Source organism: Candidatus Tisiphia endosymbiont of Oplodontha viridula (assembly GCF_964264865.1).
Lineage (GTDB): Bacteria > Pseudomonadota > Alphaproteobacteria > Rickettsiales > Rickettsiaceae > Tisiphia.
Genome location: NZ_OZ183486.1, coordinates 972,469 through 989,698 on the forward strand (window position 1 = coordinate 972,469; position 17,230 = coordinate 989,698).

Here is a 17,230-nt window from a genome sequence, read left to right on the forward strand (position 1 = left end):
CTTCATTTTTATCTATAAGACCATAAAAATGAAGCCTTCGCAAAACCTAATGTGAATTTACAGCATCATTCAAGTATACACAAGAAAGAATTGTAAATATATAAGCTTGAAGTATTGCTATAAAAATTTCAAATCCAATAAGGATCACAATTAGTGGAATTGGCAAAAATTTAAAGAAAATCATTAATGAAACTATAAATCCTGCCATCACCTTTAGTAATATATGTCCTGCTACCATATTAGCAGCTAACCTTAAAGATAAGCTTATAGGTTTTGCTAGATAGGCAAATAATTCTATCAAAATCATAAGCGGAGCTAGCCAAGATGGCGTACCTTTAGGCAAAAATATTGATAAAAAATGTATACCGTGATTAATAAAACCGATAATTGTAACCATAAAAAATATCATAATTGCTAAGGCAAATGTTACTATAATATGGCTAGTAACAGTGAATCCGTAAGGAAGCATGCCGAGCAAGTTACATAACAAAATAAACATAAACAAAGTGAAAATGAACGGTATAAACTTACGCCCCTTTTCTCCAACATTTTGATTGAGCATCACTGTAATTATATCATAAATTATTTCAGCACTAAGCTGTAATCTAGATGGTATAATTTTTTTACCTTTTAAGGCTAAATAAAAATAGGAGAGGCTTACAACTCCAGCAAGTAACATAAACAAACTAGAGTTAGTAAAACTAATATCGAAACCAAATAAATTAATTTCTACTAGTTTCTTTATTGCAAATTGATCTAAGGGACTATGGGACATTATTTCTTATTTAGTTTTTGCCAAATTATTTTAAAACCTGCAAGCATACCTATCAACAAAAATATTATAATACAAAATGGTTTAGAATTAAACAATTTATCTAATGTAAAACCAACAATAAACCCCAGCATCACACTAGAAAACAAATCTAACGCTATAGCCAACGCATCAATTTCTTTTTTTGGATTAAGTTTAGGGTGAAAATGATTATTTGTTTGATTATTTGCTTTAAGTGTCTTAATCCTTTTCTGTATCTTATCTAACTCTTTTTGTTCCAACATATACATTAATACAAAGAAGTCTATTTAAACCTCAATTTCGGATTAATTTCATTAATCCGAAATTGGAATGAGAAAATAAACAATCAGGCTTAAAGCGGCTATCACGCCTGATTGTTAAATATTTCATTTGCTAATAATCTTATTTTTATTGGTATAAAAATAAGATTATTAGCGATAATAGATTAAAATGCATTCGTAGAATCGATTCAAGAATGCATTTTTCTGAAGAACTTAAATTATTCTAGCCAGTTTTGGATTAAAATTAAAAATTTTAATCCAAAACTGAGGTTTTAAATAACCTTGGTACTATATAGCTATGTAACATTAGACCTTTGTTTGTAAGATTAATATGACCTTTATCACCTAATCCCTCATCCCACCTAAGTAAACCTAGCTCTTTATAGTATGTTGCCTTTCCCATATCTAAAATCTCAAATAATTGTTTACCAGTTCTTTTCTGTATACTATCAATAGTTATACCCTTTTCAAGACGTAGTCCCATCATCAACATTTCTTCAATTATTTCTTGCATAGAAAGTTTATTAATCTGCTGAATACCACATCCTAAACTATCTACAGCTTGTAACCATTTTTCTGGTTTATGCCACATCATGATACTATAGAGATTAGATGTAAAATTACTATCACACATGTTAACTCTGCTGTGGCTACCCGGACCTATACCTAAATAATTGTCATATTGCCAATATGTCAAGTTATGCTTACATTCATGACCTAATATAGCATAATTTGATATTTCATATCTAAGATATCCTTGAGACTTTAAATAGCAGTTAGTCCACTCATAATGGTCAGCTGCTTGATCTGAGTTTGGTATAGTCAGATTTCCCTCGTTAAACAATTTATAAAATAACGTGCCCTTTTCGATTACCAGTTGATACAGTGAGATATGACCTGAGGCAAGTTTCATGGCATTGGTAAGTTCATCTTGCCAACTTTCTAGAGTTTGGTTACTTCTTGCATAAATTAGGTCAAAAGATATTCTAGGGAAAAGATGGCGAGCTGTTTCAATAGCTTTGATTGCTTGCCCTACATCATGTTGTCGTCCTAAACTCTTTAAGTCATCTTCCACTAGAGACTGGACGCCAATTGACACGCGGTTTATTCCAGCTGATCTAAAGTCCCTAAATTTTTCAGTCTCAAATGAAGTGGGATTTGCTTCTAAAGTAATTTCTGTTTGCTCATCTATTATTGCTAAATTTGCTATTTTTTTAATTATTCCTTCAACAACAAATGGCTTCATTAAAGATGGAGTTCCACCTCCAAAGAAAATAGATTTTATATATTTATGACCTATAATATCCTTCAAATGATCAAGCTCTAGTTCATAACATTTCAACCATGTATCATGATCTACTTTATCTACAACATGAGAATTAAAATCACAATATGGACATTTTGACAAGCAAAACGGCCAGTGTATATATATCGATAAAGGATTTTTCATGTTTATGCTTATTTGAACATTAGACTTCTTTCGAAACTCGCTTATGCTGAGGGATTTGAAGGAGACGCGGAACGCAGAACCGCAGCGTACTCTAATGTACGTGAGGATTCGAGTACCGCATCGACGTACAAATCACCAGCAGAAGTAGAGTTTCGAAAGAAGTCTATTACTTAAGCTCATCTTTTACTATAGTCAATTGATGAGAAGTCGGTAGCGTCGTCTTCGTTCGCTCGCCTATTACATATAGGCGTCGCTCCATCGCTCCTGCTACCCAATCCTCCTGAATTGACTATATCACTACTTCCAACCCCTTTATTAGACCTCTTTTGAAACTCGCTTATGCGCAAGGGTGTGAAGGAGACGCGGAACCTCGACCCGCAGCGTACTCTAATGTACGTGAGGAGCAGAGTACCGGTATCACGTACAAATCACCAGCAGAAGTAGAGTTTCAAAAGAGGTCTATTAGATCTCTTCAAATTGGTCATGCGTAAACAATAGTAGCATGTTAGCATCGATATGTTCTTTGAGAGGTGGATAGGTGATCAGATCATAAGATTGTACATCTACTTTAACCGGTAAGTTACTGTCATTAAGTAAAGTAAATATACGATCAAGGGTTTTTTCATCAAGCGAACCATAAATAACTATATCAATATCAGAATTAGGACGATAAGAACCAGTAGCACGCGAACCAAACAAACCAACACTCTCAATTTGTTTTGAGAAGGGCAACAAAATATTACGCAGTATGTTTAACTGTTCCTTACTTAATCCATGATTAGATATATTTACTTTCATCTACCATCTCTTCTTCTGTAAATTTCAGCATCACCAAATACATCTTAAAATACATGATCTCCAATTCAGGATAATAATCCTTTTCAATATTTATAATAATCTGTTCAAACTGTTTGAAATCGTAGGTATGTGACATCTTATTACGGGAATCTAAAGCATTCATCCATACTTCACCATTCTTAATTAAATTAGCGGCAATAGCTGCCTTAAGTACGGTAGCTGGGGTAATGGTTGATAGTATCACCCCCTTATATTCTAGATAGTCTTTAAGTACGTTCCATGTCAATTCCCACGTATATTCAAAACGCTGTACTACTCCTTCCATCTCTAACTGACTTATCTTGCGTTCTCGCATTATGTACATAGCCTCACGTAGCAGAGCAAAAGCACGTTTAAAAGTATCAAAACGATATAGCCAGCGAGGAGTCTTTATACTAGTAAATGTGGTCATGTTAGTTCATTTCTTAATAATTTTCATTATACATTATTTTCTTTAGGTTGTGTGAACATTTCTATGTAATGAGTAAATTTATAGGCATTTTCGCTCGCAGAACCGCAGCGTACTAAATGTACGTGAGGATTCGAGAACGAAAATAACGACGAAATTGACCATTAGATAGAAATGTTCACACAACCTAGAAATCGATTGAAGAAAATGTATTAGTAAGAAGAATTATTATTGCTACACCTGCTATTAAAATCATAGTTGATGACATAGTGATGGCATCTTTGGTAGTTAATGCTACTATGTACATTAACTACTGATTGCAATTATGCTACGCTGCAGGGTGTAAAGGTAATTTTATTATAGAGTAAGAATTGATTGATGGTGATATATCGAGGGTACTAAGAATTTCAACAAGGGCTGTGGTGAGGTCATGAATCATTTGGTCGGTATGGTTAGGTGTTGGGATGATTCTTAAACGTTCTGTGCCACGTGGTACTGTTGGGAAGTTAATATGCTGAACATAAATATTATATTTATCCAACAACATTTCAGAGGCTTGTTTGGCTTTAATTGGATCACCAATAATTATTGGTATAATATGACTATCATTTTTTAAATAATTTACTTTAGCTTTATCAAAAGATTTTTTTACCTTGGCTATTACCTTTTGGTAAGTTTCCCTCTCCATATTAGAATTTTTTAAATGACGAATACTGGCAGTTGCTGCTGAAGCAATAACTGGAGGTAGAGAGGTGGTGAATATAAAACCTAGTGCAGTAAGCCTTATAGAATCGATAATTTGACGATTGGCTACAACATAACCACCAATAGTGCCATAAGCCTTACCAAGCGTTCCTTGAATCATATCAATTTTATCAGCACAACCCTGAAGATCGGCAACGCCAGCACCATGTTTGCCGTACAGACCAACTGTATGTACTTCATCAATAAAGGTTAAAGCATTATATTTTTTAGCTAAATTCACTATTTTTTCTATTGGTGAAAATAATCCGTCCATAGAATAAGCTGATTCAAAAACAATAATTTTTGGTCTATTAATATCCACTGTTTTGAGTAATTCTTCAAGATGCTGAACATCAATGTGCCGATAAATATGTTTTTCAGCTTTTGAATTACAGATACCAGAAATAATAGAAGCGTGATTTAACTCATCTGAGAAAAAAACTATATTAGGCATTATTTTTGCCAGTGTTGCAAGGCTAGTATCATTGGCAACATAACCGGAAGTGAAAACTAGAGCTAATTCTTTATTATGTAGGATTGCTAGTTCCTTCTCTAATTCTATTATGCTGCTATTATTGCCACCTATATTTCTTGTACCACCAGAACCAATTCCATATTTGGATATAGCATCTAACGCAGCTTTGGTAACATCTGGATGCTTACTCATACCAAGATAATCATTAATACACCACATTACAATTTCTTTATTACCATACCAAGCAGATGGAAAGTTATTTGCCTGTCTTTGAACAGGAACAAATTCACGATATCTTCCTTCTTGTTTAATTCTAGTTATATGGTGATCGAATATATTATTATAGTTAGACATTACATTATTTTTTTATACAGTTTAAAACCTACCTAACCTCAGTTCGATATAAGAATTATTAATTCTTATATCGATACTTGCTTTGCTATAAGGAAAAATGCACTCTTGAAGCGGCTGACGCGGGTGCATTTTAACTTTTTTCATCATTCAATATGTGATTTTAATTATTAAAATCACATATTGAATGGAGTATTATATTTTAACAATCAGGTGGGCAGCCGCTTCAAACCTGATTGTTTCTATATATAATACTGAATTCGATGTAACTTGTTACACCGAATTCAAGTTACCTAACCTACGCGAATTTGGGATAAGAATTGACAAATTCTTATCACGAATTCGCGTAACCTCAGGTTACCTACGTCCAAATAATCGCTCAATATCTTTGAGTTTGAGTTCGATGTAAGTTGGTCTACCATGATTACACTGACCAGAAAATGGGGTTTTTTCCATTTGTCTTAATAATTCATTCATTTCTTCAGAAGATAATTTACGACCTGCTCTGATAGCATAATGACATGCATAGGTTTCTGTAACATGTTCAATCAATTGAATCAAGGAAATATTTTCACCAAGATCAGATAAATTATCTGCCAAGTCTTGGGTAAGCTGGTTTATATCGGTATTTCCAAGTAAGCTTGGAGTCTCTGATACAATGATGGACCGCTCGCCAAATTTTTCTAGGCTTAAACCTAATTTAGAAAGATCATCCTTTTTATTATACAATAAATCAGCTCTTTTGACATCCGGTAATTCTACTATCTCAGGCATGAGTAATCTTTGCTTAATTAAGCCATTGTTACTTATCATTTGCTTAATTTTCTCGTATCCCAAACGCTCATGTGCTGCATGTTGATCTACGATAATAATACTATCTGCTGTTTGTGATATTATATAAGTGCCGTGCATTTGAGCTTTTGCTGCTCCGAGTGCAACATTAGACTTTTTGCATAACTCTACTTCTGCTGGTAATTTAGGCAATGGTGCTAGACTCGAATCCGTAACGGAATTTGCCGTACTGCTTGAAGGGTGAGGTTTCAATCCTCCTGCAGATTCCCTAGTAGAAGTGAATTTTGCAAGAGGTTTATTATTACAATCTAGGTCTAGGATATCATCCTCTAACACTTCTACTTTAGCATGTGGGTCTGTCTTTATTAATTGTTGCTGAACATTAGAACTATCATTGTGCCTAGGAATGGTTAAATTTTGAGACTTATAAGTACTGATATTATCAGATATACTCAAACTATTTGGATATATACTCTTCTGCTTTGAAGAATTGGTTTCGCAAAACTGCGGGGTATTCGCGTACTCACGTACTTCATGTACGCTCCGTTCGCTCACCCCTTGTTTTACGTTCCAATTCTCCAAATCATTTGAGTATACTTTGTTAGAAGAAGAGGTAGGGTTCTTTTGAAATGCCTTATTTGTTTTAACAAAATTATTATTAGTAGTAGTATTTCGAAAAAGACCTAAGGCAGTTGTGGCAATATTTGTTGACACCATATGACTTCTAGTAGCAAGGGCATCTTTGATAGAGCTTATCAGTAATCCCCGTATGGTACTTGGATCATGAAACCTTACTTCTGTTTTGGCAGGATGTACATTAACGTCAACCATGTGGGGATCTATCTGTAGAAACAAAACTGAAACTGGATGTCTATCCCGAGCTAAATAATCCTGATAAGCTAGTCTTAGAGCGATTTGTAGTAATTTATCCTTAACGGGTCTATTATTAACAAATAAAAACTGATCCTCAGCAGAAGCTCTATTAAAGGTAGGAAGGCTGGTAAAGCCATATACTGATATTTCTGGTCTTTGTAGATTAATATGGACAGAATTTTCAATAAAATCATAACCCAATATATCAATTATTCTTTGCTTTAACAGATCATCAAAATTTCCATCTTGACCTTTTACTTTTATGATATTTTTGCCATCATGAGATAAATTAATACTGATTTTAGGATGAGCTAATGCAATTTTCTTGATTACATCAACCGAAGCTGCCAATTCAGTTTTATCAGATCTTAAGAACTTTAGTCTTGCAGGGGTGGCAAAGAATAAATCACGTATTTCAATCTTAGTACCCTCGTTATGAATGGTAGGTTTAATCTCTTTATTATGCCCACCACTAGATTGTATATGATAAGCCCTATCAGCCCCACGTGCCTTTGAAGTAATCAACATCTTACTTACAGAACATATTGAAGGTAATGCCTCTCCGCGAAAGCCAAAAGTGTGAATATTTTGTAAATCTGACTCATCAAGTTTAGAAGTAGTATGACGTTCTACGGCAATTTTTAGATCTTCCTCAGACATGCCTATTCCGTCATCAGAAATAATAATAAGATTTTTCCCTGCTTGCTGTAAGCTTATATCTATCTTAGTGCTAGCTGCATCAATAGCATTCTCAACTAGTTCTTTTACCACCGAAGCTGGTCGTTCAATTACTTCCCCAGCAGCGATGCGGTTTATAGTACTATCTGACAGGAGTTTTATCTTCATTACTTACTAACACAAATGTTTTACTACAATAAGGACACACAATAGATCCTTTGGTTGAATCAATCTCCAAATAAATTCTCGGATGATCAAAAGGTGGTTCTTTGCCAAAACATGATACGGATGTAGAGATAGTCTCAATAATTTCCATATTTTGCATAAATTTGAAGCTATAATAAGAGTTTTTTTAGTATCTTACTACTATAAAACATAAGTGAAATTTATTCAAAATAAAAATCATTAATTATATTAGTGGTCTAGAAAATAATGATATAATAGAGAAAGAATCCTTTCACCAAACCATTTTATTAAATTGTTGGTAAAAATTTTAAAAATCATTTTACTAACTATTATAATCACTATGGTGATAAAGAAACTATAAATAATATCAGCTGGGTAATGCATAGCAAGAGTAATACGTGAGACTGCCACTAATAAAACAATCAAAAAGGCTATAATTTTTTGCCCCATTGTTATATATGGCCAAATACAGTAGGATACCATTAATGCTAATCCGAAGTGACTGCTTGGAAAGCTGGATAAACATCTTTCAACTTCAACATTAGCAATTGTTACAAAACTATTAAGAGGCAATGAGCAAAATGGTCTAGGTATATTAACTGAAAACTTAAATAGAGCATAAGTACAACCAAATATAGCATAAATTATACCAATCATTACCATTTTATTATATATAGACCAAAATTTGATCTGACGCTGATTAAAATCTTGAATCTTTTTTAACTGGATATAGAAATATCCACAATATATAAAATAAACGATAGCAAAGTTGGTAATATTAAAACAATAAGAGATAATTTGTAGAATATAAGCTATTATGCTAAAATGGTTAGTAATTCTATTGATCCACAAGAATATCTCTTGATTAAGACCATGGAAATTATATAAAAGTTCAAACATTTTCAATTTCAATTTTGTTTGGTTTAGTATATGCTACAAATAACAGTGCTAGGATGTGGCTCATCACTTGGTATGCCGATAATTAATTGTGATTGCAATATATGCACTTCTACTTCAAGTTACAATAAAAGAACTAGATCATCAATATACATCGATGATGGTAATAGTCAAATTCTTGTTGATTTTGGTTTTGACATCAAAAATCAACTAATGCGAGAAAAGATTAAAAAATTGGACGGTGCTATATTAACCCATTATCATGCAGATCATGTTAACGGTATTGATGATTTACGTATATTTCCATTTTTCCAAAAGACACCACTAGAAATTTTTTCTGACAGTAGCACAGCATTGAAAACTGAGAATCGTCACCAACATTTATTTGCTCCGGACAAACTGATTGCAAGACCGGTAGATTTTTTTGCAAAATTTAAAATTAATACCATAGATGTACAATTCTTCAGACAACATCATGGTTCTATAGATAGTTTAGGTATTAGAATGGATGATTTTGTATATTCTAGTGATGTGCTAGCTTTTCCGGCAGAATCTAAGCCATTCTTAAAAAATATCAATGTTTGGATATTAGACTGTATGGCGTATGAATCTAATGATTGCCATGCAGGATTAGATAAAATTTTACAATGGAACGATGAATATAAACCCCAACAAATATTATTAACGAATATGAATCATTTTATTGATTACCATGAGATATCAAAAATATTGCCAAGTAATATAAAACCTCTATATGATGGTTACAAATTTATAGTTTAACAAACCTGAGTTACCCTAATTCGGGATAAAAATTAGTTAATTCTTATCCCGAATTCACGTAGGTCTATCAACTTTTCAAATTATTAGGAGTATATGATAATACTCGATAAGGTTTCAAGAAACTATGGCAAAACCTATGCTGTTAAAGATATTAGTCTTGAGTTCAAGAAAAAAGAAACTATAGCGATTATAGGTTCTTCTGGTAGTGGTAAATCTACTTTATTGCGAATTATCAATGCTTTAGAAGTTCCTACCAGTGGGCATGTGTTAATCGATGACAAAAAATTGACGCAAAAAAATAAAAGGAAGCTTTGTCTTAAAATTGGCATGGTTTTTCAAGCGTTTAATCTTTTTCCGCACTTAAATGTCCAAGATAATTTAATATATGCTCCTGTTAATATTTTAGGAATGAAGCAAATGGCTGTCATTGCTAAGGCAGAGAAATTATTAGAACAATTTGGTTTAAGACAAAGAATTACCGCCTTTCCTGTCAATTTATCTGGGGGACAAAAACAAAGAGTGGCGATTTGCCGAGCCTTGATGATGAATCCAGAAATAATGTTATTTGACGAGCCTACTTCAGCTTTAGATCCTGAAAATATTAAAGATATTATTGAAATTATATCTTTATTTAAAAGTCAAATAACCATGATTGTAGTTACTCATCATATTAAATTTGCCAAAGCCATAGCCGATAGGATAATTTTTATGGATCACGGACAAGTTTTAGCTGATCAGCCGGCAGTAGAGTTTTTTAAAAAACCCAAATCTCATAGAGCAAGATTATTTTTAGAGAATATAGGTGATTTAATGTGAGTAATAAAAGTCTTATAAAGTTAATAATTATTCTCTGCATTAGTATTGTCATTACTTTCTGTGTACGTAAACTAGTAGCTGCACAATTTGCTGCTTTTTCTTGGGATAACCAAAAAAGTATAACTTGTTTTATAATGATTTTGGTGATTATCAGTATAGTTTATAATTCCTTTAGTCAAAAAGGTATAAGGATACTCTCTATTCAATTATTAACTTGGGGTGGAATTTTCTTAATTATAATTACTGGTTATGCTTTCAAGTTTGAGTTAAATTACGCCGCTCAAAGAGTCATATCCGTACTAATACCATCATATAATTGGGTCAATAAACAAGGAGAATTAGTAATTAGTCGTAGTAACGATGGGCATTTCTACGTTAACGCCGTGGTAAACGGAATAAAAATTAAATTTATGATTGATACCGGAGCAAGTGATGTTGCTCTTACTATTAGTGATGCTAAAATGCTAGGATTTGACTTATCAAAACTAAATTACACTAGAACTTACTCTACAGCTAATGGTACGAGTAGGGCTGCTCCCGTGAGATTAAATAGTGTTGAGATTGGTAGAGGAGCTTTTTTTAGAAATGTTGAAGCTCACATAGGTACTGGCGGTCTTGACGTATCGTTACTCGGTATGTCGTTATTAGAGCGTTTTAAAGGTTTCAGAATAGATCGAGATATGTTGATTTTGAGTTATTAGGTGTATACTCTTCTAGGAAACAACTAGCTAACATATTGATTTTCAAGCATTTTTGCTTCTTCCATTATGAACTTGATCGTTTGGTATTAAGTATTAGCTCTTAAATAAATCGCTATGACTACCTGTATTTTCTAATATTAAGGTTTTATTATTTAACTCAAAAACTAATAGCCAATCAGGCTCTAAATGACATTCTCAAAGGGCTGAATAATTGTTAGATAACTTATGCAAACGGTATTTATTTGGCAACAATAGATGATATTCAACATCTTGATTAAGCCCTTTCTCTATTAAATCAATAAACTTATCTAATTTTTTTCTATCTTTACCCCGTTTGAGCATTAACTTAAATTCTTTGTCAAACTTATTGGTAGAAAGTATTCTAAAGGTCACTATTTGCCTTCTTATTCTCTTTGGCTACCTCTTGTTCTACTTCCTCTTGTAATCTATCAATATGTCTAAAAAATTCTTCCTTCGAATCATAAGAGTTTAAATTAATACCTTGATGTGATTCTTCTATAGTTTGTATTGTTTCATCATTCAATACATTTTTGGATACATAAGGCTTATACTCTAATTCAATTTGTTTGTTTAATGTTTGTATTACAAAATCCTTTATACTAATGCCCTTCCAAGTGGTAAGCATCTTTAGCTTAAGGTGGAATTCATCCGAAACATCTAAGCTTAATCTAGACATAAATTTTCTTTAATTTGTGTGAATGTTGTAATGAACATTATAACTTTATATTATGCTGTTATCAACCTAAATATGAACTGCCAAACGGTTTCTAAGAAATAACTATCTAACATATTGATTTTCGAGCATTTTTGCTTCTTCCATTATGAACTTGATAGCACTATATCAAGTGTCAGCTTCTTCTAACAAACTGCTTCTAATAGTTTGTTTTTACATAATGTGTAGCATTTTGTTTGGTGCTACTTTGAAGAATTGCGTTGTCGATATCGTTTTTGGTCTTGTAGTACCATTACTTACATTGGTATTTTTAGGCAAAGTCTCCATGCACCGTAGCTCGGATAACAGCGAAACTACTTATTTTGACTTCGTATATCAGCAACTATCGTCTGCAATTGGTCTATATCTACCATTCCTGCTATTAATTTACCATTAATAATATAAGCAGGTACTCCCTGTATTTTTAAACCCTTTGCTAACTTAACATTTTTGTCGATGAGATTTTTTATTTCATCTTTATTGATTTCTTCCGCAATTACTTCAGGATTTAGATCATTTACTAGTAACAATTTTTCTACAGATTCTTTGGTAATAGATTTTAAGTCCATTAAACCATCATGAATATCTTGAAACTTACTCGGAGTGGTTTTATAAACAGCTAAAGCAATAGTTGCAGCATAATTAGATGCATCACCAAGAATCGGGAATGGTTTTAAAACGACTTTAACCCCCGTATCTAATTTGATTAACTGGTTAATAAAGTTATGACCTTTTCTACAATAACTACAGTTATAATCATAAAAAGTAGCGATGACTACATCTCCATTCGGGTTACCAAGTACAGGAGATGTAAGAGAATCTTCTATTTCAGATTTATTATCTTTTATATATTCGCCAGTTTTTATTTCCATTTCTTGCATTTTACGCTGCTGAAGACCTTCTATTGCCTGAATGATTATTTCGGGATTATTTAACAAATATTCTTTTATAATTTGTTCAGTTTTTTCCACTTCTTCTTTTTTGTCTAACACTTGCTGATCAAGAGTGTTAATCGAAACCGTAGTAGAAGCACTAGGAGTCTTCATAGTTTTATAAGCAAATAATGCTAGAAGAACAACAACAATAATTAATAATACTTTACCAACAACATTATGCATAATATTTTTCTATTAAATAGATTAGTTTGTTATAAATGGTTTATTAGTCCAAGTTATATAGTAGACTTCCTGCAGAATTCGCTTTTGCTGAGGAATTTGTAGGAGACACGGAACCTCGACCCGCAGCGTACTCAAATGTACGTGAGGATTCGAGTACCGGATCGACGCACAAATTACCAGCAAAAGTAGAATTATGCAGGAAGTCTACTATATTGGCGTCCATATATGACACTCATGTACCTTATTTCAGCATTTTAGTTACTTTTCTATAATTTTCAAGCATTTTAGTTATTTGCCGATAATTTACTTTACCTATTGGTAGAATTGGTATTTCTTTAACAGGGATAATAACTGGTATATTCTTTTGGTTTGAGTCTATTGAATTTTTATGCATTATTTCTATGAATTTTTCACTATTTATGGTCTGACTTGTGGTCAATAGAAAAATCTGTTTGTCTTTATTATCATCATCAGGGCAAATAGCAACATGCTTACTATCAACATCGATCATATTAGCTAAATCCTCTATTAATATCAGTGACATTACTTCTTCTATTGTAACAAATTGCTGAATATGACCTAATAAGGTAAGATATCCATCTTCATCAATTTTTACTATATCTCCAGTATCATACCATCCCAAACCCAACTCCTCTGATGATGTAGGGTGGATAATTCCAGGATTATTAGAGTGCATATAGCCAAGCATAATATTTGGTCCTTTGATGAATAGTTGTCCTATCCCCTCTATTCCAATAGACCTATTAGATCTCTTTTGAAACTCTACTTCTGCTGGTAATTTATTCGTGCTCCCGGTACTCTGCTCTTCAAATACATTTGAGTACGCTACGGTTCGAAGTTCCGTGGTTTCTTTAAATTCCTCAGCAGAAGCAAATTCTGCAAGAGGTCTATTGTGAATTGGTCTAATATAATATTCTATTTTAGGCATCAAACGCCCTACACTTCCAGCACGATAATGCATTGGGGTATTACAAGATATTATTGGAGATGTTTCTGACGTACCATATCCTTCAAAAATTCTTATACCAAACTTATCAAGCCATAATTCCCTTGTGTCTTTTCTCAGTTTCTCACTACTGGCAAATACGTATCTTATAGAATAAAAATCGTAAGGATGAGCATAGACAGCATAACCATACAAAAATATATCCGTACCAAACATAATTGTCGCTCCGATATCGTATATTACCTCAGGAATACTCCTATAATGCAGAGAAGACGAGTAAAGAAACACTGGTATAGCATTGAGTGTCATCATTATTGTTCCAGATAAACCAAAACAGTGAAAAAGCGGTAAAGCCATAAAGGCAAAATCATCAGGACTAAAATGTACCTTAGCTAGAAGTTGGCATCTATTAGCCTGCAAGTTCCTATGTGATAATACTACAGCTTTAGCTGTTGCTGAAATACCCGAAGTAAATACTACAACTGATGGATCATTATCATCATAACTGCTACATATGTTGTTGTAATAACTTTGTGGGAAGAAGCTGGCAATAATAGCCTTAATTTTTAAATATAAACCAATTCTTTGTGTTAAATCTTCAAGGTAAATAATTTTTATATTGTCTGCTAAGATTTTTGCCACCACTTCCTGTAATCCAGCTTTTTCAACAAACTGTTTTGAAGTATATACCATTTTAACTGACGTTGTTTTACATGAAGCCACTATATTGCTCACCTCACTCATATAGTCAATCATAACTGGTCGACGGCAGCAGGCTTGCATAGCATAAAAAGTAACCATAGTTTCAACCATATTAGGTAGCATAAGACCTACATAGTCAGCCACTTCCGTATCCTGTTTTATTAAATTTGCTAAAGTAAAAGATCCCAATATTAATTGGCGATAGGTAACAGATTTATCATCAATATCTTGTATTATTTTTTTGTTAAAACCGTAAGCTTTTGCTGTCTCAATTAGAGACTGAAATATAGTATTTTGATAATCAGAGCTTTCAAACATCATATCAGCCATGATATCATAAAGAGCCTGACCTATATATTTACGCTTTTCCCTATTATCTATATTTGGCTTAGAAGGAAATTTTACTGGTGGTAGAATAGTGATAGTAATCTTAGGAAATATCCGTGTTTTTAGTATATTTTTAAGTTTGGAAAAATGAGTAAATTGTGTACCATCTATTCTTACAGGTAGAATTGTCGCATCAGATTTCTCAGCAATCATGCTAGGTCCTTCATATATCTTCATTAAGGAACCAGTAATACTTATTCTTCCTTCGGGAAATATAGCAATTTTTTTATCTTTTTGCACCTCTCTAATCAAAGTTTTTATAGCCATTGCATTAGTGGGATCAACCGGCAGTGTTTTTGCCATTTTTAGAAATGGTCTTACCCACAATGCTTTAGCTATAGTTGTATTAATGGCAAAAGTCATTTCTTCAGGTAGATAAGTTGCAAGTAAGGCAGGATCAATATATGAAATATGATTAGCTATAATTACTGATCTTTTGCCAGCTTTATAAAAATTTTCAATGCCTTTAACTTCCACTCTGTACATACAATCAAAAAGAAATTTTAAAATAGCTCGGTTAACAGCAAAAGGTACTATTTTTACTTCAGGAATTAATTGATAAATATAATAAGCTACCACTATGTTAAGCAGGCTAATAAATAGTATAACGGATGGTATCGAATATTCCCAATAGAATAATAAAGAAAGTATTACAGTAGACCCAGCCATAAATAAAGCATTAACAAAATTATTTATAGCAATTATTCTACTGCGATGAGCTGAGGAGCTAAAATATTGTAATACTGCAAAAAGTGGAACAATATATAACCCCGCAATGGCAGATATAAAAAATAAGTCTATAATAATCCGCCAATTATGCTTTTTAGATAAAAAGACAAATATACTCTTTAATTGTTCCGGTTCATAATGCACTGCACTAATTCGACTGGCAAAAAATAAATCAATACCAAATATACTGATACCAATCGCTGAGACAAAAACATATTTCGTGGTAATCTCATTGCCAAAAATCTTACTACACCAAAAAGAGCCAACCCCTACTCCAATTGAAAATGTTTCAAGGAATAAATTAGCAACATTTTCATCTGCTCCAAAAGTATTTTTAGCAAGAGATGGAATTTGAGCAAGTATTGCTGCACTGATAAACCAAAACCAAGATATACCGAGAATTGCCAAATATACTTGCTTTTTAGCTTGGGCATATTTAATCATTTCTATACTTTCACGAAATAAATTTAAATTTATTTTAATTTCACAGTTAGAGTTATTCGATTTTGGCATAAAATAACTAGCAATAACGCCAACTATAGCAATTATTATCAGAATAGTGATTATTAAATTGCCACTTATGGTGTAGTATCCTCCAATAATAGTACCAACTAAAATAGAAATAAATGTTCCTGCCTCAACGAATCCATTAGCTCCCAATAACTCATTTCGGTATAAATGGTCTGGTAGAACACTATACTTGATTGGTCCAAAAAATGTCGAATGTATACCCATAAGAAATATAGATAAAAAAAGTATTACTAAACTATTATCAAAAAATCCATAAGTAGCAAAAAGCACTATGGATAGTTCAAATAATTTAATGATTTTAACTAAAGTTGATCGCTCGTACCTATCAGCCACTTGCCCTGCAATACTTGCAAATATTACAAAAGGTAATACAAAAACGGTATTAGCCGCTAGCACAAGCAATTGGGTTGATTCTACCAATTGACTAGATAGTTTATAGGTAATTAATATAATTAACGCATTTTTTAGTAGACTGTCATTTAGACAACCACAACATTGTACTATGAAGATAGGCAAAAAACGCGTATCTCTAAATAAATATAACCGATTTGATTGCATGTTTTCTCCAAAGACATATTTAGTTGCGGTATAGTATGTAATTTGTTACTCGATAATCAAGTTTTTTCTAAGTCATAACAATTGGCTTATTGCAAGGCAAATTTTTGTGTTAGTTTTTATAATACTGAAACTCTTAGGTTAATAAGGTTATAAAATTTATTTTATAAGTAGTATTAACAGCACTAAAGTATAGGTTTTTTCCTCTGCAAAATATAATTTTTTTAACAATTTTAAAAAACTTGATTATCGAGTGTTACTTTATGTCAAATAATCTGAATCTTTATTATTATTAACATTATGTCTTTTCCCCATGGCAGCTAAAGGATGAATAGAAGCAAGGTGGTCAAATATTCTCTCCTTATACCATTTCTGAAAACTAATCATCACGTCGTCGTACTTCATAATCTCCGCTCCTCACGTATTAGTTGTCACACTACTGGAC

At 32.6% G+C, this 17,230-nt stretch carries 18 protein-coding genes and 2 pseudogenes; 5 read left to right on the forward strand and 15 right to left on the reverse strand.

Translation table 11 applies throughout. The annotated features are described in order from the left end of the window. Nucleotides 1–46: 46 nt before the first annotated feature. The 3 genes from ACFEL1_RS04690 to hemW all read right to left on the reverse strand — a co-directional run bounded on the left by ACFEL1_RS04690 (nt 47) and on the right by hemW (nt 2,524). A complete protein-coding gene (locus ACFEL1_RS04690) occupies nt 47–775 on the reverse strand; it encodes a F0F1 ATP synthase subunit A (protein ID WP_375330674.1) in 729 nt (242 codons plus the stop codon). After that, a complete protein-coding gene (locus ACFEL1_RS04695) occupies nt 775–1,056 on the reverse strand; it encodes an AtpZ/AtpI family protein (protein WP_342279117.1) in 282 nt (93 codons plus the stop codon). Before ACFEL1_RS04695 ends, ACFEL1_RS04690 begins: the two co-directional genes overlap by 1 nt. A 271-nt stretch (nt 1,057–1,327) precedes the next feature. Next, nucleotides 1,328–2,524 (reverse strand): radical SAM family heme chaperone HemW, encoded by a 1,197-nt coding sequence (gene hemW / locus ACFEL1_RS04700; protein ID WP_375330675.1) that lies wholly within the window; start codon nt 2,522–2,524, stop codon nt 1,328–1,330. Nucleotides 2,525–2,536: 12 nt separating this feature from the next. On the opposite strand from hemW, the gene ACFEL1_RS04705 reads away from it, so the two are divergent. Further along, nucleotides 2,537–2,698 carry a palindromic element RPE1 domain-containing protein gene (locus ACFEL1_RS04705; protein WP_342279115.1) on the forward strand — a complete coding sequence of 54 codons (162 nt, stop codon included), beginning with the start codon at nt 2,537–2,539 and terminating at the stop codon, nt 2,696–2,698. Between the two features lie 152 nt (nt 2,699–2,850). Then, nucleotides 2,851–3,015, forward strand: a complete 165-nt coding sequence (locus tag ACFEL1_RS04710; RefSeq protein WP_341761753.1) for a palindromic element RPE1 domain-containing protein — start codon at nt 2,851–2,853, stop codon at nt 3,013–3,015. Here ACFEL1_RS04710 and ACFEL1_RS04715 read toward each other — a convergent pair. The 6 genes from ACFEL1_RS04715 to ACFEL1_RS04740 form a co-directional block, all read right to left on the reverse strand. Next, a complete protein-coding gene (locus tag ACFEL1_RS04715; protein ID WP_375330676.1) occupies nt 2,987–3,322 on the reverse strand; it encodes a nucleotidyltransferase family protein in 336 nt (111 codons plus the stop codon). The genes ACFEL1_RS04710 and ACFEL1_RS04715 overlap by 29 nt on opposite strands. After that, nucleotides 3,303–3,773: a nucleotidyltransferase substrate binding protein gene (locus ACFEL1_RS04720; RefSeq protein ID WP_342279113.1), complete on the reverse strand. Its 471-nt coding sequence runs from the start codon at nt 3,771–3,773 to the stop codon at nt 3,303–3,305. Before ACFEL1_RS04720 ends, ACFEL1_RS04715 begins: the two co-directional genes overlap by 20 nt. Nucleotides 3,774–4,098: 325 nt before the next feature. Then, nucleotides 4,099–5,343, reverse strand: coding sequence for a 5-aminolevulinate synthase (gene hemA, locus ACFEL1_RS04725; protein WP_375330677.1), 1,245 nt, complete (start codon nt 5,341–5,343; stop codon nt 4,099–4,101). Nucleotides 5,344–5,697: 354 nt separating this feature from the next. Next, nucleotides 5,698–7,851, reverse strand: coding sequence for a DNA mismatch repair endonuclease MutL (gene mutL, locus ACFEL1_RS04730; protein WP_375330678.1), 2,154 nt, complete (start codon nt 7,849–7,851; stop codon nt 5,698–5,700). Then, the gene (locus ACFEL1_RS04735; protein WP_341748418.1) at nt 7,826–7,999 is read right to left on the reverse strand and encodes a zinc-finger domain-containing protein; all 174 of its coding nucleotides are present in this window, start codon (nt 7,997–7,999) and stop codon (nt 7,826–7,828) included. The genes mutL and ACFEL1_RS04735 overlap by 26 nt, the downstream gene beginning before the upstream one ends. 98 nt (nt 8,000–8,097) lie before the next feature. After that, the gene (locus ACFEL1_RS04740; protein ID WP_342279110.1) at nt 8,098–8,769 is read right to left on the reverse strand and encodes a phosphatase PAP2 family protein; all 672 of its coding nucleotides are present in this window, start codon (nt 8,767–8,769) and stop codon (nt 8,098–8,100) included. Between the two features lie 72 nt (nt 8,770–8,841). Here ACFEL1_RS04740 and ACFEL1_RS04745 point away from each other — a divergent pair, with 72 nt between their 5' ends. The 3 genes from ACFEL1_RS04745 (at nt 8,842) to ACFEL1_RS04755 (ending at nt 11,063) form a co-directional block, all read left to right on the forward strand. Further along, a complete protein-coding gene (locus ACFEL1_RS04745; RefSeq protein ID WP_375331547.1) occupies nt 8,842–9,546 on the forward strand; it encodes an MBL fold metallo-hydrolase in 705 nt (234 codons plus the stop codon). Between the two features lie 93 nt (nt 9,547–9,639). After that, nucleotides 9,640–10,362, forward strand: a complete 723-nt coding sequence (locus ACFEL1_RS04750; RefSeq protein WP_375330679.1) for an amino acid ABC transporter ATP-binding protein — start codon at nt 9,640–9,642, stop codon at nt 10,360–10,362. Next, a complete protein-coding gene (locus tag ACFEL1_RS04755) occupies nt 10,359–11,063 on the forward strand; it encodes a TIGR02281 family clan AA aspartic protease (RefSeq protein WP_341761744.1) in 705 nt (234 codons plus the stop codon). The genes ACFEL1_RS04750 and ACFEL1_RS04755 overlap by 4 nt, the downstream gene beginning before the upstream one ends. A 93-nt stretch (nt 11,064–11,156) precedes the next feature. Here the strand turns inward: ACFEL1_RS04755 and ACFEL1_RS08385 are convergent. The 6 genes and pseudogenes from ACFEL1_RS08385 to ACFEL1_RS04790 all read right to left on the reverse strand — a co-directional run. Beyond that, nucleotides 11,157–11,246: pseudogene (locus ACFEL1_RS08385) on the reverse strand (type II toxin-antitoxin system YafQ family toxin); the annotation flags it as partial. 12 nt (nt 11,247–11,258) lie between these two features. Beyond that, on the reverse strand, nt 11,259–11,456 hold the full coding sequence (locus ACFEL1_RS04765) for a hypothetical protein (protein ID WP_375330680.1): 198 nt from the start codon (nt 11,454–11,456) through the stop codon (nt 11,259–11,261). Then, a complete protein-coding gene (locus ACFEL1_RS04770; RefSeq protein WP_375330681.1) occupies nt 11,446–11,760 on the reverse strand; it encodes a hypothetical protein in 315 nt (104 codons plus the stop codon). Before ACFEL1_RS04770 ends, ACFEL1_RS04765 begins: the two co-directional genes overlap by 11 nt. A gap of 350 nt (nt 11,761–12,110) precedes the next feature. Continuing rightward, nucleotides 12,111–12,914 (reverse strand): DsbA family protein, encoded by an 804-nt coding sequence (locus ACFEL1_RS04775; RefSeq protein ID WP_375330682.1) that lies wholly within the window; start codon nt 12,912–12,914, stop codon nt 12,111–12,113. A gap of 913 nt (nt 12,915–13,827) precedes the next feature. Continuing rightward, nucleotides 13,828–16,788: pseudogene (locus ACFEL1_RS04785) on the reverse strand (acyl-[ACP]--phospholipid O-acyltransferase); the annotation flags it as partial. A 258-nt stretch (nt 16,789–17,046) separates the two neighbouring features. Continuing rightward, a complete protein-coding gene (locus ACFEL1_RS04790; RefSeq protein ID WP_342279106.1) occupies nt 17,047–17,190 on the reverse strand; it encodes a hypothetical protein in 144 nt (47 codons plus the stop codon). Nucleotides 17,191–17,230 lie beyond the last annotated feature (40 nt).